Here is a 24,687-nt window from a genome sequence, read left to right as displayed (position 1 = left end):
CCGATCTGCCGGGAGGTGCGCTTGAGCCGCTTCGAGCGGATACGCGGACGGCTGCGTCGCGCGTACGAGTCGGGCCGGGAATCGGTCAGAGCGGGTCGCCAGAGTCCCGCCGACGTCTCGGAGCCGCCCGGCCTGGCGTCGCCGTCGAACCCTGGGCCGGTGGCACCGGCGGCGGCGACGGTGGTCGGTGCCGAGACGCCCACCGCGCTGCACAACTCCACCTCCAGTCGGGACGACGCCGACGTGCCGCACGCACTGCGGATCGCCGCCGCGTGGTGCTGGCGGCTGATCGTCATCGGCATCGTCTTCTGGGCGCTGCTGAAGCTCGTCGGCACGATCAGCATCGTGATCATCCCGTTGGCGGTGGCGCTGCTGCTGTCGGCGCTGCTGGCACCCGCGGTCGGCTGGCTGCTGCGGGCCCGCCTGCCGCGATCCCTGGCGACCGCGGTGGTGCTGGTGACCGGGCTGGCCGCGGTGATCGGCACGCTCACCCTGGTGGTCAACGAGTTCATCAAGGGCGTTCCGGAACTGACCGCGAAGTCCACCCAGGGGTTGCAGCAGATCCAGGAGTGGCTCAAGACCGGGCCGCTGCACCTGTCGGACAACGACCTCGACCGGTACATCGAGGAGACCCAGCGGTGGGTCGACAACAACACCGAGCGGTTCACCAGCGGTGCCCTCTCCACCGCGGCCACCCTGGCCGAGGTGCTGACCGGCACGGTGCTGGTCCTCTTCGCCACCTTCTTCTTCCTGCGCGACGGCAACATCATCTGGCGGTTCCTGGTCCGGCTGCTGCCCGTTGCCGCGCGTTGGAAGGTCGACGACGCCGGTCGGGCCGCCTGGGCGACGCTTGTCGCCTACGTCCGGGCGACGGTGCTGGTCGCCTTCATCGACGCCGTCGGCATCGGCATCTTCCTGGTCATCTTCGACATCCCGTTCGCCTTTCCGCTGGCCGCCCTGGTCTTCCTCGGCGCGTTCATCCCGATCGTCGGTGCGACCCTCTCCGGGGGCGTGGCGGTGCTTGTGGCGTTGGTCGACAGCGGCCCGGTGACCGCGTTGATCATTCTGGGCGTGGTGATCGGTGTGCAGCAGGTGGAGGGACACATCCTCCAGCCGCTGATCATGGGTAGGGCGGTCGCCATCCACCCGCTCGCAGTGATCATCGGTCTGGCGGCCGGCGTCGTACTCGCCGGGATCACCGGCGCGCTGGTGGCGGTGCCCATCATCGCGGTGCTCAACACGGCGGTACGCCGCCTCGCCGCCCGGCGCGTTCCGGACACCCCGCCCGACGCCGTCGTCGTCGCCGCCCGGGCACCCTGACCCGGTCCGCGCGGTCGCCGGGCTGCGCCGTCGGCCGGATCAGCTCGCGGCGAGGCGGGTCAGCGCGCCCCGGGCCACTTCCGGGCGGGTCGTGTACCAGAACGGGGGCAACGAGCGGCGGAGGAACGAGCCGTAGCTGCGGGCCGTCTCCAGTCGGGAGTCGAGCACCGCCACCACGCCCCGGTCACCGCTGGCCCGGATCAACCGGCCCACGCCCTGTGCGAGCCGAACCGCCGCGATCGGGACGCTCACCGCGGCAAAGCCGGAGCCGCCCTGCGCGTCGACCGCCGCCGCCCGGGCCGCAGCGAGCGGTTCGTCGGGGCGAGGAAACGGAAGCCGGTCGATCACCACGAGCTGGCACGCGTCGCCCGGCACGTCGACGCCCTGCCACAACGACATCACCCCGAACAGGCAGCTCGACCGTTCCTCGCGGAAACGTCGGACCAGCAGCGGCAGCGTCTCCTCACCCTGAAGCAGCACCGGCAGGTCGGTCCGCGCGCGCAGCAGCTCCGCCGCCTGCTGCGCGGCCCGGCGCGAGGAGAAGAGCCCGAGCGTACGCCCACCGAGCGCGGTGACCAGCGCGAGCAGTTCCTCCCCGGCGGCCTCGGGCAGCCCGGAGGCCCCCGGGCGGGGCAGGTGGGCGGCCACGTAGAGGATGCCCTGCCGGGGATAATCGAACGGCGAGCCAACGTCAAGTGAACGCCACCCGAGCCCGGAGTCCGTCAACCCGTCGGCGGGGTCCGGCGGGCTCGGTGTCGTAGCACCCGCCGAATCGTCCGGCGTGGACGGTCGCCGGGTGGCCTGGGCGAGGGCGGCGGCGGCCGGCGACGGTGGGCCGGGCGGAGGCGAGTCGAGGCCCAGCGCCCGGGCGACCGTGTCGAACCGCCCGCCGAGCGCGAGCGTGGCCGAGGTGGCCACCACGGTCCGCTCGTCGTAGAGGTGGGTGGCCAGGGTGCCGGCAACCGAGAGCGGCGCCACCACAAGTGCCCGCCGTCCGGTCACGTCGTTGCGCTCCACCCAGGCCACGTCGTGCTCGGCCTCCTCCAGCAACCGCTGAGCGGTGGTGGACAACTCGTCGAGGACGGCCTTGGCCTGCTGCTTGCGTACCGGGTCGGGGTCGTCGGCCTTGACGTCGCCGATGCTGTCCAGAGCGGTACGGGTGGCGGCGTCCAACAGCGTGCAGGCCTCCCGTAGCGGGCCGGGCAACCCGCTCGTGATCCGCCCGACCGGTGCCTCGGCCAACCCGACCGCGAGGGCGTCACCCGATGCGGTCAGCGCTTCGGCCGTCTCCGGGCGCAGCAGCGGCCGCGCCCGCCGGGCGGACCTGTCGATCAGTTCCGGGGTCAGCTCCGCCTGGGCCGCCGAGGAGACCCGGTCCGCCAGTTCGTGGGCCTCATCGACGACCAACAGCCGGTGCGGCGGGACGATGTGTCGGCCGGCGAGCATGTCGACCGCGAGCAGGCTGTGATTGGTCACCACGATGTCCGCTTCCCGGGCCCGGGCCCGGGAAGCCTCGGCGAAGCACTCCGCACCGTACGGGCAGCGGGACGCGCCGACGCACTCGCGGGCGGGCATGGAGACCAGCCGCCACGTCTGGTCGTCGACGCCCGGGTCCAACTCGTCGCGGTCACCGGTGTCGGTCTCCAGGGCCCAGTCCCGCAGGCGCTGAATCTGCTTGCCCAGCCGGCCGGCCTCACCGAGCCAGCGGGTGCCGCCGGGGCGCTCGGCCGGAGCGTCGAAGAGAGTGTCCTCCGGCTCGTCCGCCGTGGAGTTCTCCAGCCGGGCGAGGCAGAGGTAGTGGTGGCGGCCCTTCAGCACGGCGAACGTGGGGCGGCGTCGGAGCAACGGTTCGACGGCGTCGGCCAACCGGGGCAGGTCGTGCTCCACCAGCTGGGACTGCAACGCCAGGGTGGCGGTGGAGACCACCACAGGGCCGTCCACAGTCAACGCGGGGGCGAGGTACGCCAGGGACTTGCCGGTGCCCGTGCCGGCCTGCACCAGCAGGTGGTCACCGGTGCTGACGCATTCCTCGATCGCCGCGGTCATCCGCTGCTGGCCCGGACGGGCCGTACCGCCGGGGACGGCGCCGACCGCAGCGGACAACAGCTCGGCGCCGCCCGGCCGGTCGCTCCGCCGACGTGCCTTGTCGCGGGCGTTGCCGGTGGCGGTGGCGGTGCGGGGCGGAGTCACCGTGGCACGGTACCCGCCGGGGCGGACGCGGTCGGTACCGAGCAGGCCGTGTCGCGGTCGCGCGGCACGGAATATCGCCATGTCGTCCGGTAACTTCCCGACGGCGAGGCGTGGGCGGAATCGGCTAGGGTGCGACTCATGTCGAGCGACGTGATCCGTGTGATCTACCGCAAGTTCGACGGCAGCGCCCACCGCGACTACCCGGCCCGTCGGTTGGCCGAGGACGATCTCGGCATCTGGCTCGGCGTGCCGGCCGGCACCAGCTCGGTCTACCACGGCCGGCCGTCGGTCGAGCAGATTCCCTTCGTGCTGTTGGTGCCGCACCACGCCTGGTGGACAGGCATGTTCAACCCGCCGCCCCGCACCAGCGAGGTCTACTGCGACATCGCCAGCCCGGCCCGGTGGGAGGGCGAGGACACGGTTCATCTGATTGACCTCGACCTGGACGTGGTCCGGCGTCGCGAGACCGGCCTGGTCGAGCTGCGCGACGAGGACGAGTTCGCCGAGCACCGGGCCCGCTTCGGGTATCCCGACGACCTGGTGGTGGAGGCTGAGGCGGCGGCACGCTGGCTGTTGGGCGCGCTCGGGGATGGCACGGAGCCGTTTGCCACCTCGTACCGCAAGTGGTTGGCCCTGGTGGTCTGACCGCTGCCGGCGGGCGGACCGTCCCCGACATCCCCGGCCCCGCACCCCGGCACGATGCGACTCCGTCGCGCGGACCGGCGGCGGGCGGGTGATGATGCTCCGATGGTGGACGACAGTGGCTTTGACGTGGTGGCGCCGAACGGCGGAGCGGTACGCGACCTGCTCCGGGTACGGCCCGGTGGCCCGGTGGACCTCGCGGAGATCGATCCCCGCTCGACTCCGGGGTTGCCCGGCCCGGAGGTGACCGGGCCGGACCGCAAGACCTGGGCCCGCCGGCAGCTCACCCGGCTGGGTGCGGGACTGGCCCGGCAGCAGGAGATGCTGTTCGCTGGCGCGAAGGCCGACCCGGGTGCCGGTCGGCGGGTGCTGCTGGTGCTCCAGGCGATGGACTGCGGTGGCAAGGACGGCACGGTCAAGCGGGTGGTCGGGGCGATGAATCCGCTCGGCGTGCACATCCGGGCGTTCGGCCCGCCGACCGCCGAGGAACTGCGGCACCACTTCCTGTGGCGGATCCGCCGGGCCCTGCCGCCGCCGGGCAGCCTGGGGGTCTTCAACCGCTCGCACTACGAGGACGTGCTGGTGCCCCGGGTCCAGGAGCGGGCGCCGGAGGAGGTCTGGCGACCCCGGTACGCGGAGATCGGCGAGTTCGAGCGGGAGTTGACCGACACCGGGGTGACCGTGGTCAAGGTCTTCCTGCACATCTCGAACGCCGAGCAGGCGGAGCGGCTGCTGGCCCGCCTCGACGATCCGACCAAACACTGGAAGTACCACCCGTCCGACGTCGACGCCCGGGCCAGGTGGGACGACTACCAGGCCGCGTACGCCGAGGTGCTCGCCAGGTGCGGTACGGACCTGGCGCCGTGGTACGTGGTGCCGGCGGACCGCAAGTGGTACCGGGACTGGGCGGTGGCGCACCTGCTGCGTGAGACGTTCGACACTCTTGATCTGGGGTATCCGCCAGCCGACTTCGACATCGAGCGGGAACGCGAGCGACTGATGGGAACCACGGGGCCGGTGAAGGTGAACGGAAGTTGAACGAGCGGTGAATGCTATCTGGCCAGGGGTGGGCCGGATAATCGCCGATCTGACGGTTCCCTAGCATTCCCCTCAGCAGGGCGCCGGAGCGACGGCCGCCACCCCTTCCACCCGACACGACGAGGTCCGTGCTGTGAGGTTTTCCTTCCGCCCCAACGAGGGCGCTTTCTACGAGCTCTTCACCAGGGCCGCGCAGAATCTGGTCCGGGGTACCGAGCTGCTCAACGAGCTGGCCCTGCCCGATGTCGAGGTGCAGTCGGTGAGCGAGCGGCTCACCGAGGTGGAGCACGACAGCGACCAGATCACCCACGATCTGTACAAGAAGATCAACTCCACCTTCGTCACCCCCTTCGACCGCGAGGACATCTACCGGCTCGGTTCGCTCCTGGACGACGTCATGGACCACCTGGAGGCGGTGGGCAACCTGCTCTACCTCTACGGGCTGACCAAGCTGCCGTCGCTGCCCCGGGAGATGCACGAGCTGGTGCACGTGCTCGACCAGCAGGCGAAGCTGACCGCCGACGCGATGCCCCGACTCAAGTCGATGAAGGATCTTGAGGATTACTGGATCGAGATCAACCGACTGGAGAACGACGGCGACCAGGCCTACCGGATGCTGCTGGTGCGGCTCTTCTCCGGTGAGTACGACGCGCTGACCGTGCTGAAGATGAAGGAGGTCGCCGACGAGCTGGAGGCCGCCTGCGACGCCTTCGAGCACGTCGCCAACACGGTCGAGACCATCGCGGTCAAGGAGTCCTGATCCTGTGAGTCCCGAGCTCATCGCCGTGCTGGCGGTGATCGGGGTGGCCCTGGTGTTCGACTACACCAACGGCTTCCACGACGCCGCCAACGCGATCGCGACAAGCATTTCCACCCGAGCGCTGACACCCCGGGTCGCCCTGGCCATGGCGGCGGTCGGCAACTTCATCGGCGCCCACTTCGGCGCCGAGGTCGCCAAGACCGTCGGCAGCGGCCTGGTCGAGCTGCCTACCGGCGTCTCCAGCCTCGGCATCGTCTTCGCCGGTGTGATCGGCGCGATCACCTGGAACCTCATCACCTGGTACTTCGGCCTGCCCTCGTCGTCCTCGCACGCCCTGATCGGTGGCCTGGTCGGCTCGACCGTGGCCGCCTCCGGCACCGTGCTCTGGACCGGCATCGGCGAGAGCGTGATCATCCCGATGATCCTGTCGCCGATGGTCGGCTTCATCCTCGGCTACATCGTGATGATCGCTGTGCAGTGGGTCTTCCGGAACGGGCACCCGGGCAAGCTCAACCGCGGTTTCCGCTGGGCACAGACCGCTTCGGCGGCGGCCATGTCGGTCGGCCACGGCATGCAGGACGCCGCCAAGACCATCGGCATCGTGGTGCTCGCCCTCTTCGTCGGTGGCTACCAGGACGATGCCACCTACATCCCGGAGTGGGCGTTCTGGACCTCGGCGGCCGTGCTGGCGGCCGGCACCTACGCCGGCGGCTGGCGGATCATCCGGACCCTGGGCCGGAAGATCATCGACCTGCGTCCGCCGGAGGGTTTCGCGGCCGAGACCGTGGCCAGCGGCGTGCTCTACTTCAACGCCCTGGTGCTTGGTGCGCCGATCTCGACCACGCACACGATCACCTCGGCGATCATGGGTGTCGGCGCCACCAAGCGGCTCTCCGCCGTGCGTTGGGGCGTGGCCGGCAACATCATCGGCGCCTGGATCCTGACCTTCCCGGCGGCCGGCTCGATCGGTGCCCTGATGTACTTCCTGGTCCGTCCCATCTTCAGCTGAGCACGGTCGAAGGGCCCCTGGGACACCCCAGGGGCCCTTCGACAGGCCGTCAGATGTAGGAGACGCCGATCTGGGCGCGGATGTCGTCCAGCAGGCCCATGATCTCCAGGGTGGCCGAGTGCGGTACCAACGGGCTCTCGGTGAGCCCCTCGGCCAGGCACCGCTGCACCTCGATGGCCTCGTGCTGGTAGCCCGAGCCGACCAACTCCTCGGTGATCGTCTCCGGCTCCGCGTCGCCCCGGTGGAGGGTGAACCTGTCGGGTCGGAAGAACGGCTCGGGCAGATCGATCCGACCGGTGCTGCCGGTGATCGAGGCGGTGAGCCCGGTGGCCCCCACCATGCCGCAGCTCAACGTGGCCACCGCACCGGAGTCGTAGCCGAAGACCAGGCCGGTGTTCTCGTCCGTACCCTCCGGACCCAGCTTCGCCCAGGACCGTACGTGCTGCGGCGTGCCCAGCAGCAGGTGGGCCAGGCTGATCGGGTAGACGCCGAGATCCAGCAGAGCGCCACCGCCCAGCGCCCGGGCGCGCATCCGGTGCTCGGGCGGGAAGGGGCCGGCGACGCCGAAGTCGGCCCGGACCCCGGTCAGGGTGCCGATCGCGCCGTCGGCGATCAGTTGACAGACCCGCCGGATGAGCGGGTTGCACCGCATCCACATCGCCTCCATGAGGAAGACCCCGGCGGCGCGGGCGGTGTCGATGAGTTCGGTGCTGGTGGCCAGGTCGAGGGTGAACGGCTTCTCCACCAGCACCGGCCGGCCGGCGGTGAGGCAGGTCAGGGCCGCCTCGTGGTGGGCGGCGTGCGGGGTGGCGACGTAGATCACGTCGACGTCGGCGTCCGCAGCCAGTTCCGCCCAGGAGCCGTACGCCCGTGGTACGGCATGCCGGTCCGCGAAGCGTTCCGCGGTCTCGGCGGTGCGGGAACCGACCGCGACGAGTTCGGCCCCCGGCACCAGCCGGAGGTCCTCGGCGAAGCGGGCGGCGATGTGGCCGGTGGCCAGGATGCCCCAACGAGTCATGGCGCGACGCTACCGAAGATCAGCAGAGGGCTGTACTGGGCATCCACGGGTCGGGACCAGGGGCCTAGTCTCGGCGCATGACGACCGACAGTGGCTTCCCGGCTCCGCCCGCGCTGGTGGAGCACGCCCGCAGGTTCCGGGCCTCTGGCGCGGTGCCTGCGGTACCCAGGGTGGCCGCCACCGTGCTGCTGCTCCGCCCGGCCGACGAGGGCTTCGAGGTCTACCTGATCCGCCGGGTCGTGGCGATGGCGTTCGGCGGCATGTATGCCTTCCCAGGTGGTGGAGTGGACCCCTCGGACTCCACCACCCACCTGGACTGGGCGGGCCCGGCACCGAGGGACTGGGGCGTACGCCTCGGGCTGGCTCCGGCGGCGGCGCAGGCGGTGGTCTGCGCAGCGGCCCGCGAGGTCTTCGAGGAGGCGGGGGTGCTGCTCGCCGGGCCGGACGCGACGCGGGTCGTCGGCGATGTCAGCGACGACGGCTGGGAGGCTGCCCGGGCCGACCTGGAACAGCGGCGAACCGGGTTCGCCGACCTGCTCGCCGGGCGCGGGCTCACCCTCCGGTCGGACCTGCTGCTGCCGTGGAGCCGCTGGGTGACCCCGGAATTCGAGGCACGTCGGTTCGACACGTACTTCTTCGTGGCGCTGCTGCCCGAGGGACAGCGGACCCGCGACGTCTCCGGTGAGGCCGACCACACGCTGTGGATCCGGCCCGACGAGGCGGGCCGGCAGGCGGCGGCCGGCGACCTGACAATGCTCCCGCCGACCCTGGTCACCCTCGGCGAGGTGGCCGCCTGCACCGATCTCGCCGCGGTGGCAGCGGCGGCGGCGGACCGCGACGCGGTCACCGCTATCACGCCCCGGCTGGATCTGTCCGACCCCGACCGGCCCCGGTTCCACCTGCCCTGACCGGACGGATCAGCCGAGTTGGTAGTTGACGTGGGCGGACCAGCGGGCGAAGCCGAGCCGCTCGTAGAGCGCCACCGCGCCGGTGTTCGACTCGTCGACGTACAGCATCACCCGGTCCAGTCCACGTCGGTCGCGCAGGTACGCCAGCCCGGCCATGGTCAGGGCCCGGCCGAGCCCGCCGCCGTGCACGGCGGGCTCCACCCCGAGCACGTACACCTCGCCGATGCGGGCGGAGCCGGGTCGCTCGTGCACCTTGGTCCAGTGGAAGCCGAGCAGCCGGCCGGTCGCCGACTCGACGGCGAGCAGGAAGCCGGCCGGGTCGAACCACGGTTCGGTGAGGCGTACCCGCAGGTCATCGGCGGTCCACCGGCCCTGCTCCGGATGGTCGGCGAAGGCCCGCGCGTTAAGCGTCAACCAGGCTTCCTCATCGCTGCCGGGGCGGAACGCGCGCAGCGTCACCCCGTCGGGCAGGCGCGGTTCGGGTAGCGGCGCGGCGAGCGGTCGACGTAGCTGCCAGAGGACCCGGGCGCGGTGAAATCCGAGGTCGACCGCGAGGGCAGCGGCCGAGGGGTGGTCGCCGTGCGCCCACGCCCGCAGTGGCCCGGCGGCGGTGGCCAGCACCCCCCGGGCCAGCGCCCGTCCGGTACCGCGCCGCCGGTACGCCGGGTGCACCATCAGCTCCACGCCGACGCCGCTGTCGGGGTCGGTCGTGTCGAGGTGCGCGTACCCGGTGAGCGTGCCGTCGGTGGAGCGGGCAACCAGGTGGCTCGCGGCAGCGTGCTCGTCGCGCAGGCGGAGCAGCACGTGCTCGTCCATCGGGTCCGCCCCGTCGGCGTCGCCGGCCGTCCGGGCGAGCGCCAGCACGTCGGTGATCTCCGCCGGGCCGAGTCGGTCGACGCGGCTGACCTGGTCGATGCCCGACTGGGTGCTGCTCATCGCATCACCGTAACCGCACCGGAGGTGCGCCGCCCGGAGGGACGGTTGGTACACCCGTCACAGTCCGCGCGGTGGCAGCGCCTGAACGTCGAACCGGCCGGCCAGTTCCGGCAGGATCCGGTACAACGAGTTGACGGTGCCCTGACGGTCGCCACCCGCGTCGTGCAGCAGGACGATCGAGCCGGGTCGTACCCCGTTGAGCACGGAGGCGGCGATCCGGGTGGCGCCCGGCGCCCGCCAGTCGGACGGGTCCAGCGTCCAGTGCAGCGGTGCCATGCCGAGGTCACGGGAGACGGAGATGACCGAGTAGGTCCAGGCGCCGCCCGGCTGCCGGTACCAGGCGATCGGCGCGTCGGGCACGGCGGCGCGGATCGCCTCGCTGGTCCGCATCAGGTCGGCGCGGATCCACTCGATCGACCGGGCGCCCAGGGCGACGTCATGGTCCCAGCTGTGATTGCAGAGGGTGTGCCCCTCGGCGACGATCTGCTCGACGAGCCAGGGGTACGCCTGGGCGTTCTTGCCGACCACGCAGAAGGTGGCCGTGACGTGGTAGTCCCGCAGGATCGCGAGAACCTGAGGGGTGTAGTCGGGGTGCGGTCCGTCGTCGAAGGTGAGCGCGACACCGGCGTCGCCGGTGCTCACACGGGTGCCCATCGGGCCGAAGTTCGGGTCCTGCCCCTGCTCGTCGGTGCGCTGCGACCCGTCCGACCCGGTGTCGGGTGCGCGGGTGGCGTCGGGCTCGGCGTCGATCGGGGCCGACTGGTCCGCGTACTCGGGGTGATCGGCGCCGGTCGCGGTGACGGCGGTGTCGGTCCGCGTCGCCTCCGGCACCAGGCTTCGTCCGAGCAGGTACGCCGTGCCGAGGACCGCCGTCACCACGAGCGTGATGATCCCGACGGCCCGTGCCGCCCCCACCTGGTTACCGCCCACCAATGCCCCCCGCTGGTCAACTGGCAGTCACCATAAGGCGCACTAGTCGACCAAAAAGGGCATATAGGAAATTTAGCCCTCGACGGTGAGGGCCCGCATCGGTAGCGGCGAGTGCTCGGCAGCCTCCGACAAGGTCCGCGACGACGGCACCACGAACTTGTAACCCACCTGCCGGACTGTGCCGATCATCGACTCGTACTCGGAGCCGAGCTTGGCGCGCAGGCGACGCACGTGCACGTCGACCGTCCGAGTGCCGCCGAAGTAGTCGTAACCCCACACCTCGCGCAGCAACTGGTCGCGGGTGAACACCCGCCCCGGGTGCTGGGCGAGGAACTTCAGCAGCTCGAACTCCTTGTAGGTCAGGTCGAGCGGGCGGCCCTTGAGCTTCGCCGCGTAGGTGTCCGGATCGATCATCAGCTCGCCGGCCCGGATGGATCCGCCGGCGCCGGCGGTCGCGTTGCTCAGCCTGCCGACCGCGAGGCGCAGCCGGGCCTCCACCTCGGCGGGGCCGGCGGAGGCGAGGATGACGTCGTCGACGCCCCAGTCGGCGTTGAGTGCGATCAAGCCAGCCTCGGTGACCACCGCGACCAGCGGCACGCCGAGCCCGGTGGCGTGCAGCATCCGGCAGGTGGCCCGGGCCTCGCTCAGCTCGGAGCGGGCGTCGACCAGCACGGCGTCCGGGCTCGGGCCGGCGACCAGGGTGCGGACGTCGCGGGGTGCGGTGCGGACCGAGTGCGGCAGCAGGTCCAGTGCCGGTAGCACTGCGGATGGTTCGCCTGCCCGTGCGGTCACCAACAGCAGGATCTCCACGATCACCTCCGTCCCGGCGGCCCGTTGCGGCCGCGCGCGACCAGCGGCACTCCTGCGGGGTGTGGCGCTGGGAACTTCCGTGGGTCCCGGCGTCGCTGACGGGCGGGTTTCGCCGTTGAGCGTAACCGATTGCTCGCGTACGACCCTGGCGCGGTTTCCTCTTTGCCCTATCTGCCCCTGATCGCGGCCCAGGTTTTAACGTCGCGGAAACGCTGGCACCCGCGATGTGAGGTTGGTCTGGCACGATCGGTGGGTGTTTCCCTCCAACTCGTCCGAGACCGGCCGTGACCCGTGGGCCGAGGATCCGTCCGTCCCGGGAGGCTCGGCGCCCCGTACCGGTCCGGCCGTGGAGACCGACGAGCGGCCCTCGCGTGGCCCCCGCCGCCTGCGCCGCGGCGGTTCGGCCCGCCGCGCCGACGACGCGGCGGATGCCGACGACGAGGAGGAGGAACCACCGGTCGAGGTACGCCGGCAGCTCTCCCTCGCCATCGGCGGCTTTGCCGCGCTGCTCGGTCTCGGCCTGGTCGTCGCCGCGCAGACGTCCATCCCCGGGCACCGGCTGCCCTTCACCCTCGTGGTGTTCGCCGTGCAGGCGCTGTTCGTGCTCGTCTGGACCATGGTCACCAGGCCACCGGCACTGGCGGTCGTCCTCGGGGTCGGCGCGGTGACCGCGGTGGCGGCCGACGTGGTGGCCGTACGGTCGGCTGAGGCCCGGTTGGCACCGCTGCTCTACCTCGCGGTCGGCGGGGTGCTCGCCGCGGTGCTCGGTCAACTGGTCCGACGGGTGGACCGGGTCCGGGTGACCGACTCGCTGCGGACCACCGCGACCATCGTGTTCGGAGTGGTCGCGTTGGCCACGCTCATCATGCTCAGCCGGATCCCGGCGGGCACCCAGACGATCGCCGTCTGCCTGACCGCGGCCGGCGTGGCGCTCACCGTCGCCCGGGTGACCGACGCCGTCGCGGCCTGGCCGAGGCTGGCCCCCCAGGTGCCCAGGGGGGCGGCGGGGGTGGTTGGCGGCGCGATGGTCGGCACGCTGATCAGCGCGCTTCTCGGTGGCTACCTGGTCACCCCGTTCACACCCACCCGGGCCGCGATCATCGGCCTGGTGGCGGCCGTCGTGGCCGTGCTGGCCGACCTCGCCGTGAGCTACGCCGAGGCGGGCCGGCTGATGGCCGGTGAAGTCCCGTCGGTCTGGGCCGTACGGCACGTGCAGGGGCCCCTCGGTGGCTTCGCGATGGCGGCGCCGGCCGCGTACCTGATGTGTCGGCTGGTGCTCTGACCGTCAGCGCGGCGACCGTCCGGCCGCGCGATTGAGAAATCCGGACCACGGGTACCACCGGTCCACCGCTGGCGGCATCGAGGTACGACGAGACAGGAGACGGCGTGGAGCAGGAGCAGACGTACGAACGGCGGCCGCGGCGACGTGGACGCAAGGTGCTGATCGGGTTCGTCGTCCTGCTGCTCGTGCTCGCCGGACTGATCGCCATCGCCGACCGGGTGGCGGCGAGCGTGGCCGAGCGCACCATCGCCGACGAGGTGCGCCAGCAGGTCGCCGAGCAGGGCGCGCAATCCTCGCCACCCGAGGTCGAGGTGGGTGGCTTCCCGTTCCTCACCCAGGTGCTCGACGGCCGGTACGAGCGCATCTCGATCAAGCTGCGGGACGTGCGGGCCTCGGTGCAGGGCGACGCGGTCGCACTGCCCAGTCTGGACGTCGACGCCCGAAACGTGCGGGCCTCGCTGGACACCCTGCGCACCGGCCAGGGTGAGGTCGTGGCCGAGACGGTCAACGGCACCGGCACCATCAGCTACCAGAGCCTGTCGGCCCTGCTCGATCGGGAGGGGCTGACCCTCGGTGAACGGGACGGGCAGCTCGCCGTCACCGCCCCGGTGGACATCCTCGGCCAGCGGTTGACCGTCACCGGCACCGCCGACATCGTCGTCGGTGAGCAGGGGCAGGTGGCCCTGCAGTTCGACGACCTGGACGCCGAGGGGCTGCCGGACGTGCCGTTGGCCCGCACCCTGGTGAGCAATTTCGCCCGCAGCATCTCGGTCGACGTGCCCCTGCCGGAGTTGCCGTTCCAGCTCACCGTCCGCGAGGTCCGGCCGCAGCCGCAGGGGCTGACGGTGACCGCCGACGCACGGGACGTGCCGATCAACTCGGTCGGCTGACCACCGGCTCGGCGTCCCGGATGCTGGTCGGCCCGATAGAGATATCTGGGATCGCTGGTAGGCTCCCTGCTCATGGGGACGCTCCTCACCAAACGGCGCGCGGTCGACCTGTGCCGCGTGGCCACCTGCCTGTGTCGCCCCGTCATCTGACGGCGGGGCTGACTCGGGCCGCCTAGCGGCCAAGGCACCAGGGGCACGCGTACCTCGTTCCCGGTGCACCCCACCGGACGCCCGGCAGCGGCGCCGTCGCACGAACCCGTGATCCGTTCCGAGCTATGGGTCCCGCGCGTGGTGCGACACCTTGACATCCCGATCTCCGCGCGCTGGCTCACCATCCATCCTCACCAGGGAGTGATCTGATGAGTCGCGACACCGCACTCGTCTCGGCCGAGTGGGCCGAGAAGAACCTCGACGCCCCGGGCGTCGTCTTCGTCGAGGTCGACGAGGACACCTCGGCCTACGACTCCGGCCACATCGCCGGTGCCATCAAGCTGGACTGGAAGAACGACCTCCAGGACCCGGTCCGCCGGGACTTCGTCAACAAGACCCAGTTCGAGGCGCTGCTGTCCGAGCGGGGCATCAGCAACGACGACATCGTCGTCCTCTACGGCGGCAACAACAACTGGTTCGCCGCGTACGCGTACTGGTACTTCAAGCTCTACGGCCACCGCGACGTCAAGCTGCTCGACGGTGGTCGTAAGAAGTGGGAGCTGGACGCCCGGCCGCTGGTCACCGACGCCGTGACCCGCCCGGCGACGCAGTACGTCGCCAGCGAGCCGGACACCAGCATCCGAGCCTTCCGGGACGAGGTCGTCGACGCGATCGGCACCAAGAACCTGGTCGACGTGCGTAGCCCCGACGAGTACGCCGGCCGCCTGCTCGCCCCCGCCCACCTGCCGCAGGAGCAGGCACAGCGCGGCGGCCACATCCCGACCGCGATCAGCGTGCCGTGGTCGAAGGCGGCCAACGAGGACGGCACCTTCAAGTCCGACGACGAGCTGCGCAAGATCTACGGCGAGGCCGGGCTGGACGACGGCAAGGAGACCATCGCCTACTGCCGCATCGGCGAGCGTTCCTCGCACACCTGGTTCGTGCTCCAGGAGCTGCTCGGCCACCGCAACGTGAAGAACTACGACGGATCGTGGACCGAGTACGGCTCGCTTGTCGGTGTGCCGGTGGCGCTCGGCGATGAGCCGGGGGAGGCCTGAGATGACCGCACCCACCGCAGCAAGCACCGCCGCCGCCGGTTGCGCGGCTCCCGATCAGGCCGCCCCGCTGCCGGCCGGCCTCGACCTGGAGCGGGAGACCGTCATCACCGGGGTCGTCCGCTCCGCGGAGGGCGAGGCGGTGCCGGGCGCGTACGTCCGTCTCCTCGACTCGACAGGTGAGTTCACCGCCGAGGTGGTGACCTCACCGGCCGGCCAGTTCCGCTTCTTCGCCGCGCCCGGCGCCTGGACGTTGCGGGCACTCTCCCGTCAGGGCAACGGAGACACCACCGTGACCGCCGGTCGCGGCATCAACGAGGTGGCCGTCACCGTCACCGACTGACAGCTCTGGCTGACCCGCTCTGATCGGCCTCGTGGCCCGCATCCCTCCCAACAGGATGCGGGCCACCCGCCGTCTGCACCCCACCCCGCCCTGAGCTGCGCACTCCCTGCGCCGCACGCCCCCCGCCGCACGCTGCCCGCCGCGCCCTGCGCGCTCCCCGCCCCCGCCCCCGCCTCCGCCCCCGCGAGGCTGTGGCAGCAACTTCGCTGATGTTGCTGCCTCGACGACGCCGGATACAGCAGTATCCCTGAAACTGCCGGGGGTTCCGGGCCGCTGGCCCCGGGGCGCCGCCCGGGGGCCGGGGGGCGAGTGTTGGCGGGGGTCCCGGGTGGGTGTTGGCGGGGGTCGGGGGCGGGGCGCCGGCCCGTGCGGGCCGGCGCCCCGCCGTGTGGGTCGGGTCAGATGCCGGTGGCTCTGGTGCAGGTGGAGGCGGGATCAAGGGCGAAGTCGAGCGTGCCGACGATGCCCGCCTCGATGCGGTGGCGCTGTACCTGCGGTACCCAGCCGTCCTTGGCCACGATGACCTCGTAGCGGCCCTTCGGCAGCCACCAGGCGTAGCGGCCGTTGCCGTCGGCCGTCAGGGTGGTTCCGGTGCCGGCCGAGATCAGGTTCACCCGTACCGTCGCCGGGATACCGACCGTGACACCGCCGCAGGTGGTGCCGGTGACGGTGCCCCGGATCTTGCCCCAGCTGGCCGGCGGCGACACGTTCATCTCCACCGAGACCGGGGTGACCGGGTAGGGGCTGTCGGAGGCGATGGCGAGTTCGCCCGCGTACCGGCCCGGTTGGGCGACGCCCGCCGCCTCGGTGGCCGTCAGGGTGACGGTCACCGTCCGCGACTCGCCCGGCGCGAGGGTGAAGGTGGCCGGGGAACTGTCCAGCCAGGGCAGGTCGGCCTCGGCTGCGCAGAGCTCCAGACCATCGAGCCGTTCGCTGTCCGCGCTGCCCACGAAGGAGCTGGGTGACCCGCCGATCTTGTACGCGCCGCAGGTGGCGGCCCCCCGGTACCGGCTGAACCGGGCGTTGGGCAGGTCACGCCAGGCGCCGGTGACCGGGTCGAAGCCGACCGTCCGGTTGGTGACCGCCGTCGAGCCGTCGGTCACCCCACCGGCCAGCACCAGCAGCCCGCCGGCCGCCGCGTACTGCGAGCCCCACAGCTCCACCGGCAGGTCCGGCAGCGGACTCCAGTTGTCGGCGGCGGGGTCGTACCGGTAGGCGTCGGTGTACTCCGTGCTGCCCGTGCCACCGGCACAGTAGACCGAGGCACCGATCCCGCCGCAGGCCAGCCACGACACCGGGTGTGGATAGGCGGCACCGGTGCTGAACGAGCCGGTGGCCGGGTCGAACACCACCAGGCCGTCGCTGTCGGTGCAGGTGGCGTCGGCGCAGCCACCCACCAGGTACACCTTGCCGCCGACCACGGCCGAGCCGGCCGCCGCGACCGGGGCCGGATTGGTCACTCCCGGCAGGGTGCTCCACGTGCCGCTGGCCGGGTCGAAGACGTCGACCGTGGCGACGGTGGCGTCATCGGCGCCCCAACCTCCGATCACGTAGAGCTTGCCGTCGACCGCTGCCGCAGCGGGCTTGGACCGTACCGTCGGCAGGTCGGGCAGGGCGGTCCAGGCACCCGGCGCAGGGTCGTACACCCATGCCTTGCGCTCGGTGCCGGTGCCACCGCCACCACCGACCGAGTAGATCTTCCCGTCCAGCCACGCGGCGGCGTTGTCGTAGATCGACGCCGGCAGCTTGGCGATCTCGGTCCACGCCTCGTCCTCGGCGGTAGCGGCCTGGGATGCCGCCCCGCCGTACGGGGTGCCGGTGCGGGCCTTGCTGATCCCCTTCATCTTCTGCTCCCGCAGCGGCGCGCTGTCGCGCCTGAGCAGTTCGAACTGACCGGCCCGTTCCAGCAGGTCGACGCTGGCCGGCGCGGTACCGCTGTTCCGAACCGTCACCCGGGTGGTGCGGCTGCTGCCGTACGGCTGATGTGACTCGATCGATGTCGGGCTGACCGTCAGCCGGCCTGCGGCGAGGGCGAAGTTGGCCCGCTTGACCCGGTCGGCGGTGACCGTCACCTCCTTGGTGACCGGCGCGTACGGGGTGCGGTCCGCGGTGAACGGGTGGGTGCCGGTGAGTCCGGAGAAGAGCCAGTAGAAGCCGTCCGGCTCGGCCGGGTCCTCGGGCGTGGCCGCCGAGACCGCCCGGTCCTCGGGACGGTGGTCGCTGGCCACCGTCACGCCGTTGAGCGGGTCACCGGTGTTGCGGTCCGTGGTGGTGCCTACCACCAGCCCGCCGGGCACCGGCGAGCATTCGCGGTTGACGACCTCCACGTCGTCCACCTGCCACCACCAGGCGAAGGTGCCGTTGAACCGGAAGCGGAACAGCGCGGAAGCGGCGTTCGCGGCCGGGTCGAGCGGTACCTCCTCGGTCCGGGGGCCACGCCGGCTGGCGGTCTGGTGCCAGACGTTGGTCCAGTTGGCCCCGCCGTCGGTGGAAACGTCGATGTCGGCGGTGTCGCTGATGCCGACGGCCCGCCAGTCGCTGCGGAACCGAAGCACCGGTGCGGCCGTCGTGGACAGGTCGACCGGCGGGGCGATCAGGTCGGTGTCCTGCGTGTTGCCGGAACCGAGGGCGTCGCTGTCGATGATGGCGAAGCCGCCGGTGCCGCCGGTGAGGTTGCCTCGGGAGTCGGGATCGTCGAAGACCCAGCCGCCGGAGGCGGTGCGGTTCTCCACTCTCCAGCCGGGCGGCGCGCTCGTGCCGTCGAAGCTCTCGGTGAGCAGCGGCGTACCGAACTGTGCCGTGTAGCCGGCGGCGTTGCAGGCGGCATCGACCGGTACCGCCACATTGATCTTGGTGGCGTCACCGCCGACCGCCACCTCACGGGTGACGGTGCGGTAGCCCGGGTACTGCGCGGTCACGGTCAGCCGGTACGAGGTGTTGCCGGGCAGGGTGACGGAGTACCGGCCGGTCACCGGATCGGTGAAGACCGGATCACCGGGCCGGCCCGCCACCTCGATCTTGGCGTACAGCGGCCAGTCGTGGCCGGAACCGTCGGTGACCTTCCCGCTCACCGTGACCGCCGGCGTGGCCAGCAGGGCGAAGTCCAAACTGACGGTGTCACCGTCGGGCACCGTGACGGTAGCCGACTCGTCGGCGTAGCCGTAGGCGCTGACCGTGAGCGTGGTCTCGCCGGCCGGCAGGGTGAGCGCGTAGCGCCCGTCGTCGTCGGTGGTCGTGCTGCGGGTGCCGTCGGTCACCGTCGCACCGGAGAGCGGGTCGTCGTCACCGGAGTCGGTGACCACCCCGGTGACCCGGCCGACCGGTCCACGGGGTGCGTCCCGCACCGCCGCGTACGCGTCGAGCCGCCCCTCACCGAAGACGTTGTTGTCGGCCGGCGTGCCACCGCAGGTGGTGGCGTCAACATCGCGGGCCGTACGGTCCAGCAGCTCCTCGGTCGCGGCGAGGTCCCCGCGCAGCCCGGGTGCCGCCGCCCAGAGCAGCGCCACCGTGCCGGCGACGTGCGGCGCGGCCATCGACGTGCCGCTGAACGAGGCGTATCCGCCGCTGGGAACGCTGGACCGGACGCTGCTGCCGGGGGCGGCGATGTTCGGCTTCAGCGGGTCGGTTCCGGAGCCGCGCCCGGAGAAACCGGCGATCACGTTGTTCACGTCGTACGCGCCGACGGCGTACGCGTCGGTGTAGTCACCAGGTGAGCCGGCGCTGCCACAGGCCGGACCGTCGTTGCCGGAGGAGAAGACGGGGAACATGCCGGCGGCCCGCCAGGCGGCCACGGTCTGCTGGTACCAGGGGTCACCACCGTCACCGCCCCAGGAGTTGTTCACGATGTCGGGCCGCAGGTCCGGCCGGGGATTCTGGCCGTTGGCGTCCGTGGGCGCGAGCACCCACTGGCCGGCGGCGAGCAGCGAGGCGTCGGAGCAGTCGTTCGACTCGCAGCCCTTTGCGGCGATCCACTTCGCGCCGGGGGCGACGCCGATCTGGTTGCCCGCGCCGTCGTCACCGACCATGGTGCCCATGGTGTGGGTGCCGTGGTCGTTGTTGTCACAGGGTGCGGTACCGGCGCACACACCGGCCGGATCGAACCAGTTGTACGCGTGGTCGAAGCTGCCGCCGCCGAGGTTGCCCCGGTAGGAGCCGACGAGGGCGGCGTGGTCGTAGCGCACGCCACTGTCGATGTTCGCCACCACGACGCCCTCGCCACGGGTGCCGAACTCGTCCCACACCCGCGGTGCGCCGATGTTTGTCAGTCCCCACTCGACGGCGGCGGTGCGCGCCCGAGCGGTCTCGGTCGCGGTGGGCCGGACCAGCGGGTAGCTGCGGCTCGGTTCGATCCGGGCCACCTCGGGCCGGCGGGCGATCTCGTCCAGCAGTGCCTTGTCGCCCTCGACCCGCACCGCGTTGGCGATCCAGTACGCAGTGTGCGGCACCTTGCGATCGTCGAGCAGCGTACGCAGGTCGCGTTGGGTGCGGGTGGCCGTGGTGGTGAGCAGTCGGTGTACCTCGCCGGCCCGGGCGTCGGGGTCACGCAGCCGGCTGGCCTGCGCCAACGGCGCGGTGTCGGCCAGGTAGACCAGGAAGGGCGCGGTCGACGTGGTGCCGAGCTGGTCGAGCAGCGCCGGGTCGACGGCGGCCCGGTGGGCCACCGGCGGTTGAGCCGGCGCGGCGAGCGCGGGCTGGCCGGTGACGCCCAGCACGGCAGCGGTCAACACCGCCACCGCCCGCCATCGTGGCGACCGGGTGGATGGTCGTGTGAACAATGTTCCTCCCCACGTCGTCGGTCCCGATCCGTTCGGGCCCGCACACCCGCGCGCCGCGACGCGGCTGCGCGCAGCGGCCGGGGCGATGTGGGTGGCCGGTGGTGGTGCCTCCGCCCGCTGAAAGTCATGCTCTTGCTCCGACCGTCGGTGATCAATGGACGGCGTCGGTCAGTACTCGGTCAGTGACGAGGCGCGATCCTGACAGTTAGGCTGCAACCGGGCGTCATCGGTGACCGTCACTGGCGATCGGTGGGAGTCGCAGGTCAGGGGCGCCCTGGGGGAGGCTTCGTGTCCGGTCCAGAGTTTCCGATCGTGGTCTGCGTCAGCTCCGACGCCACCGTCCGGCAGCGCGTGGTGCAGCGGCTGGAGGGTGTCGGGCCGGTGGTGATCTGCGCAGACCTCGCCCAACTGCGGGCGGTGTTCCCCGCCCCGTCGGCGGAGCCGGGAGGGCCGCTCGACGAGCCCGCCGAGCGTCCTCCGGAACGGCCGGCCACCTGGGGAGATCTGACGGTCGACCGGGCAGGGCACCTGGTCACCTGGCGCGGCGCACCGCTGGGGCTGACCCGTACCGAGCGGGAGTTGTTGGCCCGCCTGGTCAGTCCGCCCATCACGTTGTGGAGCTACGAGCGGCTGTTCGCCTCCGTCTGGGGTGGTGCCTACCTCGGCGACACCGCGATCCTGCACTCGGCGGTGAAGCGGCTGCGTCGCAAGCTACGGACGCTGCCCGACGGGCCGCAGGTGCAGACCGTACGCGGCGTTGGTTACCGGCTGAGCGTGCCGCCGGAGGCTGGCGACGGGCGTCCGGACGGACGGTCGCGCCAGGCGTGACACGATGGCCGGGTGAGCAACGCCGTCCACACCACCGCCCCACCGACCGGTCCCCGACCGCCGGCCGCCGGCTCCCGATGGCCGCGCTGGCTGATCACGGTGACGGCGGTCTGGGTGGTGCTGCTGGCCGGCCTCACCTGGATGTCGTCGGCCGAGGACCCACCGACCGTCCGGGAACAGCGCACCCTCACGCAGGCCGGGCCGGTGGTCGACGGTGCGATAGGTGAAATCGTCGCGGCGGCTGACGCGGGTGTGCCGGCGCTGGTCCCAGCCGAGGTCGACCGGGGCTGTCGGATCAGCCCGTTCGCAGACGGTGCGACGCTGACCCGCGCGGTCGACCTGGCCGCGCCGGTGGGCGAGGAGCAGGCCCTGCTGCGGCAGGTCGCCGACCGGCTGCCCGCGCGGTGGCGGGCCGGTGTCCGGCTCACCCCGGACGGCCCTCGCCTGCGCGCCGACGCGGGTGAGTTCGTCACCGTGACGGGGCGGCCGGCGACCGACGGTCGGATCCGGTTCACCGTCGACACCGGCTGCCGCCCGGTGGGCGACGACTACGACAGCGCCGGGGCCGCCCCGGCCGGCCCCGAGGCCGGGGTGCTGGCTGAGGTGGTGCGTGCGCTGAACGGCCGCGTCGACGACCCGGAGTCGGTGGTGAGCGCGCCCTGCCCCGGTGGCGGCGTGGCCCGCACCATCCGCGCCGTCGTCGACCCGGTGGCCACGGCGCCGCAGGCCGCACTCGCGCCGTTGGCCGGCGGCACGCCGGTGGTGGAAACCCCCGAGGTGTACGCCTACCGGCAGGACGGCGTCGCGGTGCTGGCCGATTTCCAGCCGGAGCAGGTCGTGGTCGCCGCGACGACGGGGTGCGCCGGCTGAGCCTCGCCGCTCTGCCGCCGAAGCTGAGGTCATTCAATCCGGTCGGCGCGGCCCCTCGTCGCGGCTGCGACCCAGCGCGTCCACCCGGCCCCACCGGCCGGGAATGTCCAACAGTTCCACCCGGCCCATCCCGGCTGGCACGTACGGGTCGATGATCAGGTGCTCGCCCTGCGGTTCGAGTCCGAGCATCACCCGCAGCAGCAGCAGCGGGGTGCCCGCCGACCAGGCCTGTGGGCTGCACGCGGTCGGATACTCCACCGGGTAGTCGGTCAGATCACGTTCGTAGCCGGCGAAGGCTTCCGGAAGCCGGCCGAAGAAGTAGCGGGAGGCCGCGAACATCGACTCGCAGATCCGACCCGCCTCCTCGCGGAGACCGTACTTCCACAGACCCCACGCGATGATCGAGTTGTCGAACGGCCAGACGGTGCCGACGTGGTATCCGATGGGGTTGTAACGTCCCTGGTCGTCGGCGAGGGTACGGACGCCCCAGCCGGAGAAGAGCCGGGGACCGAGCAGGTGCTCGGCGACCCGCTGAGCCCGGGAATCGTCGACGATGCCGCTCCAGAGCAGGTGCCCGATGTTGGACGTGAGCGCGTCGACCGGGCTGCCGTCGGAGTCCAGGGCCAGCGCGTAGTACTCCTTGTCGGGCAGCCAGAAGTCCCGGTTGAAGCGTTCCTTCAACTCGGCGGCCTCACGTTCCAACCGGTCGGCGTAGACCGGGTCGTTCCAGCACAGTCGAGCCAACCGGGCACCGCGCAGCTTGGCGTCGTAGGCGTAGCCCTGCAACTCGCAGGTCGCCCGGGGGAAGCTCGGCAACCGACCGTCGGAATAGCAGATCGCGTCCCAGGAGTCCTTCCAGCACTGGTTCTCCAGGCCGATCTTGGGGTTGCGGGTCTGGTACCAGACGTACCCGGTGCCGAGCAGGTCGCCGTACGTGTCGATCCAGGTCAGCGCGGCCCGTACCGAGAACTCCAACCGTTTGACCAACTCGACGTCGCCGGTCCACCGCTCGTACTCGTCGAGCAGGATCACGAACAGGGCGGTCGAGTCGGCCGCGCCGTAGTAGGGCGAGTGTGGTTGTTCCTCGAAGCCGGCGGATTCGCCGTAGCGCAACTCGTGCAGGATCTTGCCCGGCTCCTCGTCGCGGAAGTCGTCCACGCGGTGGCCCTGGAGACCCGCCAGCATGGTCAACGTCGGTGGGATCAGCTCCGGCACGAACGGCAGCACCTGAAGCGAGGTGAAGATGCTGTCCCGGCCGAACAGCGTCATGAACCACGGCAGGCCGGCGGCCATCAGCCGGACGCCGAGCGCGATCGACTCGTACCGCAGCGCGGCCAGGTCGGTCAGGCTGCGCCGGTACGCCCCGGCCATCGGCTCGCAGTCGCAGCCCAGCTTGGGTGCCCGGGCGACGAACTCGGCGTGTTCCGCCTCGATCGCCGGCGTGGTCCGGCTGCCCGCGAAGGGCAGCAGCGAGCGGACGTCCTGACCGCGGGCGCCGTAGATGACGACGTTCACCGTCAACCGGGTGGTCCACTCGCCGTGCGGCCCGATCATGATCGGAAAGGTCATGCCCCGGCGGTCGACCTGGGCGGCGGCGCTGCTCGTGATCGTCGTCTCGCGGTGGAAGGCGTCCCGCCGGTAGGTCAGCCGCAGCGAGTTCTCGCCGGGCGCGGCGGTGTTGTGCCCCTTCTTGCGCTGGGTGTCCTTGATCTCGAAGATGTCCGCGAAGTCGGAGGCCATCTCCATCCGGACGGTGAAGCTCATCTCCTGCCCGGAGTGGTTGAGCACGGTCAGTTCCTCGGACAGGTCGCCGCTGATCGCCCGACTCCTGATCACCGAGACCTTCGCGTCCAGGAAGTGGGTCGGCTCGCCCGGCACCAGGAAGTAGCGGGTCCGGTGGGACTCGGCGTCGTCGATGGAGAGGGCGTGCAGCCGCTCGCCGTCGATCAGCAGCAGCCAGGTGGACAGGAACCGGGTGTCGAAGGCGAACAGCCCGGTGGGAAAGTCCAGCGAGGGCTCGACGTCCCCACGGCGGTCGCTGACCAGGAACGTGTTGCCGTCGAGGATGCTGACCAGTTCCTTCACCGGGTCCACCTGGCGTGCTCGCGGGCGACCTCGCGCGGGTCGCGGGTGCCGGGTGCGGACGGGAAGAACAGCCGGAAGGCGAGAAACAGCACCACGTCGCCGCGAAAGGTGCTCTCGTTGCGAAGTACTGCGGAGATCGCCTGCGCGCGTCCGGTGACCAGCCGTTCGAAGAGATCGGCCGCGCAGTACCAGGTCGCGTCGCCCGGCTCCACCCCCTGGTCGACCTCCACGGCGCCGGGCCGCATCCGGACCAGCCAGTGCTCGGTGCGGTGCCCCTCGGACAGGTCGATCCGCAGCGTTCCCGCGACCGGAGTGCGGAGGACTTCCGGGGCGCGGGCCGGCAGGGTCGCGAAGAACTGCTGGGTGGCCTCGGTCACACCCGAATCGTAGGCATTCGCCCGCCTTGTCGGGCGGGTTCCGCCGCCTTCCCAGGCAGCGCCCGGCGAGCCTGGCCGGGCACTGACCGGCGAGTCAGTAGACGAGCGCCTGCGCGCCCTCGGCCATCGTCTCCTCGACGAAGACAGCCGCCCCGGCGATCCGTACTCCGGGGAGCACGTCACCGGAGTCGATGTCCCGGCGAGCGGCGCACTGGGTACAGGCCGTCACGGTGCCGGTGGCGAGGATCACGTGCAGCAGCTCGGCCAGCGGGGCGGAGTGCGGCAGTTCGAAGTTCTGCGCCCGGCCGGGCAGCGCGAACCAGGTCGACTCCCCGGTCAGCCAGAGGGAGACGGGCACCCCGGCGGCGGCTGCGGTGGCTGCCACGGTGAACGCCTGGGCGCACCGTTCCGGTGCGTCGGCGCCGGCGGTGGCCTTGACGACGAGAGTGCGGGCCATGACCGCCAGCATAG

At 71.6% G+C, this 24,687-nt stretch carries 22 protein-coding genes; 13 read left to right on the top strand and 9 right to left on the bottom strand.

The features are described 5' to 3' along the window. The first annotated feature begins 21 nt into the window (after window positions 1–21). Complete coding sequence (locus ACN26Z_RS28660; protein WP_282236689.1) at window positions 22–1,320, top strand: AI-2E family transporter; 1,299 nt, start codon at window positions 22–24, stop codon at window positions 1,318–1,320. A gap of 39 nt (window positions 1,321–1,359) precedes the next feature. On the opposite strand, the gene ACN26Z_RS28655 is transcribed toward ACN26Z_RS28660, so the two are convergent. After that, window positions 1,360–3,591: an ATP-dependent DNA helicase gene (locus tag ACN26Z_RS28655; RefSeq protein ID WP_421464234.1), complete on the bottom strand. Its 2,232-nt coding sequence runs from the start codon at window positions 3,589–3,591 to the stop codon at window positions 1,360–1,362. A gap of 57 nt (window positions 3,592–3,648) precedes the next feature. Between ACN26Z_RS28655 and ACN26Z_RS28650 the strand changes: the two genes are divergently transcribed. The 4 genes from ACN26Z_RS28650 (at window position 3,649) to ACN26Z_RS28635 (ending at window position 6,959) form a co-directional block, all read left to right on the top strand. Next, on the top strand, window positions 3,649–4,155 hold the full coding sequence (locus ACN26Z_RS28650) for a DUF402 domain-containing protein (RefSeq protein ID WP_421464232.1): 507 nt from the start codon (window positions 3,649–3,651) through the stop codon (window positions 4,153–4,155). Window positions 4,156–4,257: 102 nt separating this feature from the next. Further along, complete coding sequence (locus ACN26Z_RS28645; protein ID WP_421464230.1) at window positions 4,258–5,190, top strand: PPK2 family polyphosphate kinase; 933 nt, start codon at window positions 4,258–4,260, stop codon at window positions 5,188–5,190. Window positions 5,191–5,323: 133 nt separating this feature from the next. After that, window positions 5,324–5,950: a DUF47 domain-containing protein gene (locus ACN26Z_RS28640; RefSeq protein WP_093403380.1), complete on the top strand. Its 627-nt coding sequence runs from the start codon at window positions 5,324–5,326 to the stop codon at window positions 5,948–5,950. A gap of 4 nt (window positions 5,951–5,954) precedes the next feature. After that, window positions 5,955–6,959 carry an inorganic phosphate transporter gene (locus ACN26Z_RS28635; RefSeq protein WP_093403382.1) on the top strand — a complete coding sequence of 335 codons (1,005 nt, stop codon included), beginning with the start codon at window positions 5,955–5,957 and terminating at the stop codon, window positions 6,957–6,959. Between the two features lie 49 nt (window positions 6,960–7,008). Here the strand turns inward: ACN26Z_RS28635 and ACN26Z_RS28630 are convergent, their stop codons facing one another. Further along, window positions 7,009–7,977, bottom strand: coding sequence for a Gfo/Idh/MocA family protein (locus tag ACN26Z_RS28630; RefSeq protein WP_421464227.1), 969 nt, complete (start codon window positions 7,975–7,977; stop codon window positions 7,009–7,011). A 77-nt stretch (window positions 7,978–8,054) separates the two neighbouring features. On the opposite strand from ACN26Z_RS28630, the gene ACN26Z_RS28625 reads away from it, so the two are divergent. Beyond that, a complete protein-coding gene (locus tag ACN26Z_RS28625; RefSeq protein WP_421464224.1) occupies window positions 8,055–8,885 on the top strand; it encodes an NUDIX hydrolase in 831 nt (276 codons plus the stop codon). A gap of 9 nt (window positions 8,886–8,894) precedes the next feature. On the opposite strand, the gene mshD is transcribed toward ACN26Z_RS28625, so the two are convergent. From mshD to ACN26Z_RS28610, 3 genes are all read right to left on the bottom strand, one after another. Further along, a complete protein-coding gene (gene mshD, locus ACN26Z_RS28620) occupies window positions 8,895–9,821 on the bottom strand; it encodes a mycothiol synthase (RefSeq protein ID WP_282236694.1) in 927 nt (308 codons plus the stop codon). Between the two features lie 57 nt (window positions 9,822–9,878). Beyond that, entirely contained in the window at window positions 9,879–10,754 is an 876-nt protein-coding gene (locus ACN26Z_RS28615; RefSeq protein WP_421464222.1) for a polysaccharide deacetylase family protein, read from the bottom strand. 69 nt (window positions 10,755–10,823) lie between these two features. Further along, window positions 10,824–11,561, bottom strand: coding sequence for a winged helix-turn-helix transcriptional regulator (locus ACN26Z_RS28610; RefSeq protein ID WP_093403700.1), 738 nt, complete (start codon window positions 11,559–11,561; stop codon window positions 10,824–10,826). Window positions 11,562–11,814: 253 nt separating this feature from the next. On the opposite strand from ACN26Z_RS28610, the gene ACN26Z_RS28605 reads away from it, so the two are divergent. The 5 genes from ACN26Z_RS28605 to ACN26Z_RS28585 all read left to right on the top strand — a co-directional run bounded on the left by ACN26Z_RS28605 (window position 11,815) and on the right by ACN26Z_RS28585 (window position 15,281). Continuing rightward, window positions 11,815–12,843, top strand: coding sequence for a hypothetical protein (locus ACN26Z_RS28605; RefSeq protein WP_421464220.1), 1,029 nt, complete (start codon window positions 11,815–11,817; stop codon window positions 12,841–12,843). 104 nt (window positions 12,844–12,947) lie between these two features. Next, on the top strand, window positions 12,948–13,733 hold the full coding sequence (locus ACN26Z_RS28600) for a DUF2993 domain-containing protein (RefSeq protein ID WP_093403390.1): 786 nt from the start codon (window positions 12,948–12,950) through the stop codon (window positions 13,731–13,733). 72 nt (window positions 13,734–13,805) lie between these two features. After that, window positions 13,806–13,883: an Ms5788A family Cys-rich leader peptide gene (locus tag ACN26Z_RS28595; RefSeq protein ID WP_311202345.1), complete on the top strand. Its 78-nt coding sequence runs from the start codon at window positions 13,806–13,808 to the stop codon at window positions 13,881–13,883. Between the two features lie 209 nt (window positions 13,884–14,092). Then, window positions 14,093–14,941 (top strand): sulfurtransferase, encoded by an 849-nt coding sequence (locus ACN26Z_RS28590; protein ID WP_093403392.1) that lies wholly within the window; start codon window positions 14,093–14,095, stop codon window positions 14,939–14,941. A 1-nt stretch (window position 14,942) separates the two neighbouring features. After that, complete coding sequence (locus ACN26Z_RS28585) at window positions 14,943–15,281, top strand: DUF1416 domain-containing protein (RefSeq protein WP_093403394.1); 339 nt, start codon at window positions 14,943–14,945, stop codon at window positions 15,279–15,281. Between the two features lie 398 nt (window positions 15,282–15,679). Here ACN26Z_RS28585 and ACN26Z_RS28580 read toward each other — a convergent pair whose 3' ends face one another. Then, window positions 15,680–20,056 (bottom strand): S8 family serine peptidase, encoded by a 4,377-nt coding sequence (locus ACN26Z_RS28580; RefSeq protein WP_421464217.1) that lies wholly within the window; start codon window positions 20,054–20,056, stop codon window positions 15,680–15,682. 288 nt (window positions 20,057–20,344) lie between these two features. Here ACN26Z_RS28580 and ACN26Z_RS28575 point away from each other — a divergent pair, with 288 nt between their 5' ends. Together ACN26Z_RS28575 and ACN26Z_RS28570 are read left to right on the top strand one after the other, a co-directional pair. Next, window positions 20,345–20,884 carry a winged helix-turn-helix domain-containing protein gene (locus tag ACN26Z_RS28575; protein WP_421464215.1) on the top strand — a complete coding sequence of 180 codons (540 nt, stop codon included), beginning with the start codon at window positions 20,345–20,347 and terminating at the stop codon, window positions 20,882–20,884. 12 nt (window positions 20,885–20,896) lie between these two features. Continuing rightward, a complete protein-coding gene (locus tag ACN26Z_RS28570) occupies window positions 20,897–21,754 on the top strand; it encodes a hypothetical protein (RefSeq protein WP_421464213.1) in 858 nt (285 codons plus the stop codon). Between the two features lie 33 nt (window positions 21,755–21,787). On the opposite strand, the gene ACN26Z_RS28565 is transcribed toward ACN26Z_RS28570, so the two are convergent. The 3 genes from ACN26Z_RS28565 to ACN26Z_RS28555 all read right to left on the bottom strand — a co-directional run bounded on the left by ACN26Z_RS28565 (window position 21,788) and on the right by ACN26Z_RS28555 (window position 24,685). Continuing rightward, on the bottom strand, window positions 21,788–23,839 hold the full coding sequence (locus tag ACN26Z_RS28565; protein WP_421464211.1) for a glycogen debranching N-terminal domain-containing protein: 2,052 nt from the start codon (window positions 23,837–23,839) through the stop codon (window positions 21,788–21,790). Beyond that, window positions 23,836–24,216, bottom strand: a complete 381-nt coding sequence (locus ACN26Z_RS28560; RefSeq protein WP_421464209.1) for an SCP2 sterol-binding domain-containing protein — start codon at window positions 24,214–24,216, stop codon at window positions 23,836–23,838. Before ACN26Z_RS28560 ends, ACN26Z_RS28565 begins: the two co-directional genes overlap by 4 nt. Before the next feature lie 94 nt (window positions 24,217–24,310). Continuing rightward, entirely contained in the window at window positions 24,311–24,685 is a 375-nt protein-coding gene (locus ACN26Z_RS28555; protein WP_093403402.1) for a DsrE family protein, read from the bottom strand. Window positions 24,686–24,687: the final 2 nt, after the last annotated feature.

This window comes from Verrucosispora sp. WMMD703 (genome assembly GCF_049178935.1).
Classification (GTDB): Bacteria; Actinomycetota; Actinomycetes; order Mycobacteriales; family Micromonosporaceae; genus Micromonospora; species Micromonospora sediminimaris.
Note: the sequence above shows the minus strand (reverse complement) of the source record. Positions and strands in the feature narration are given on the sequence as shown.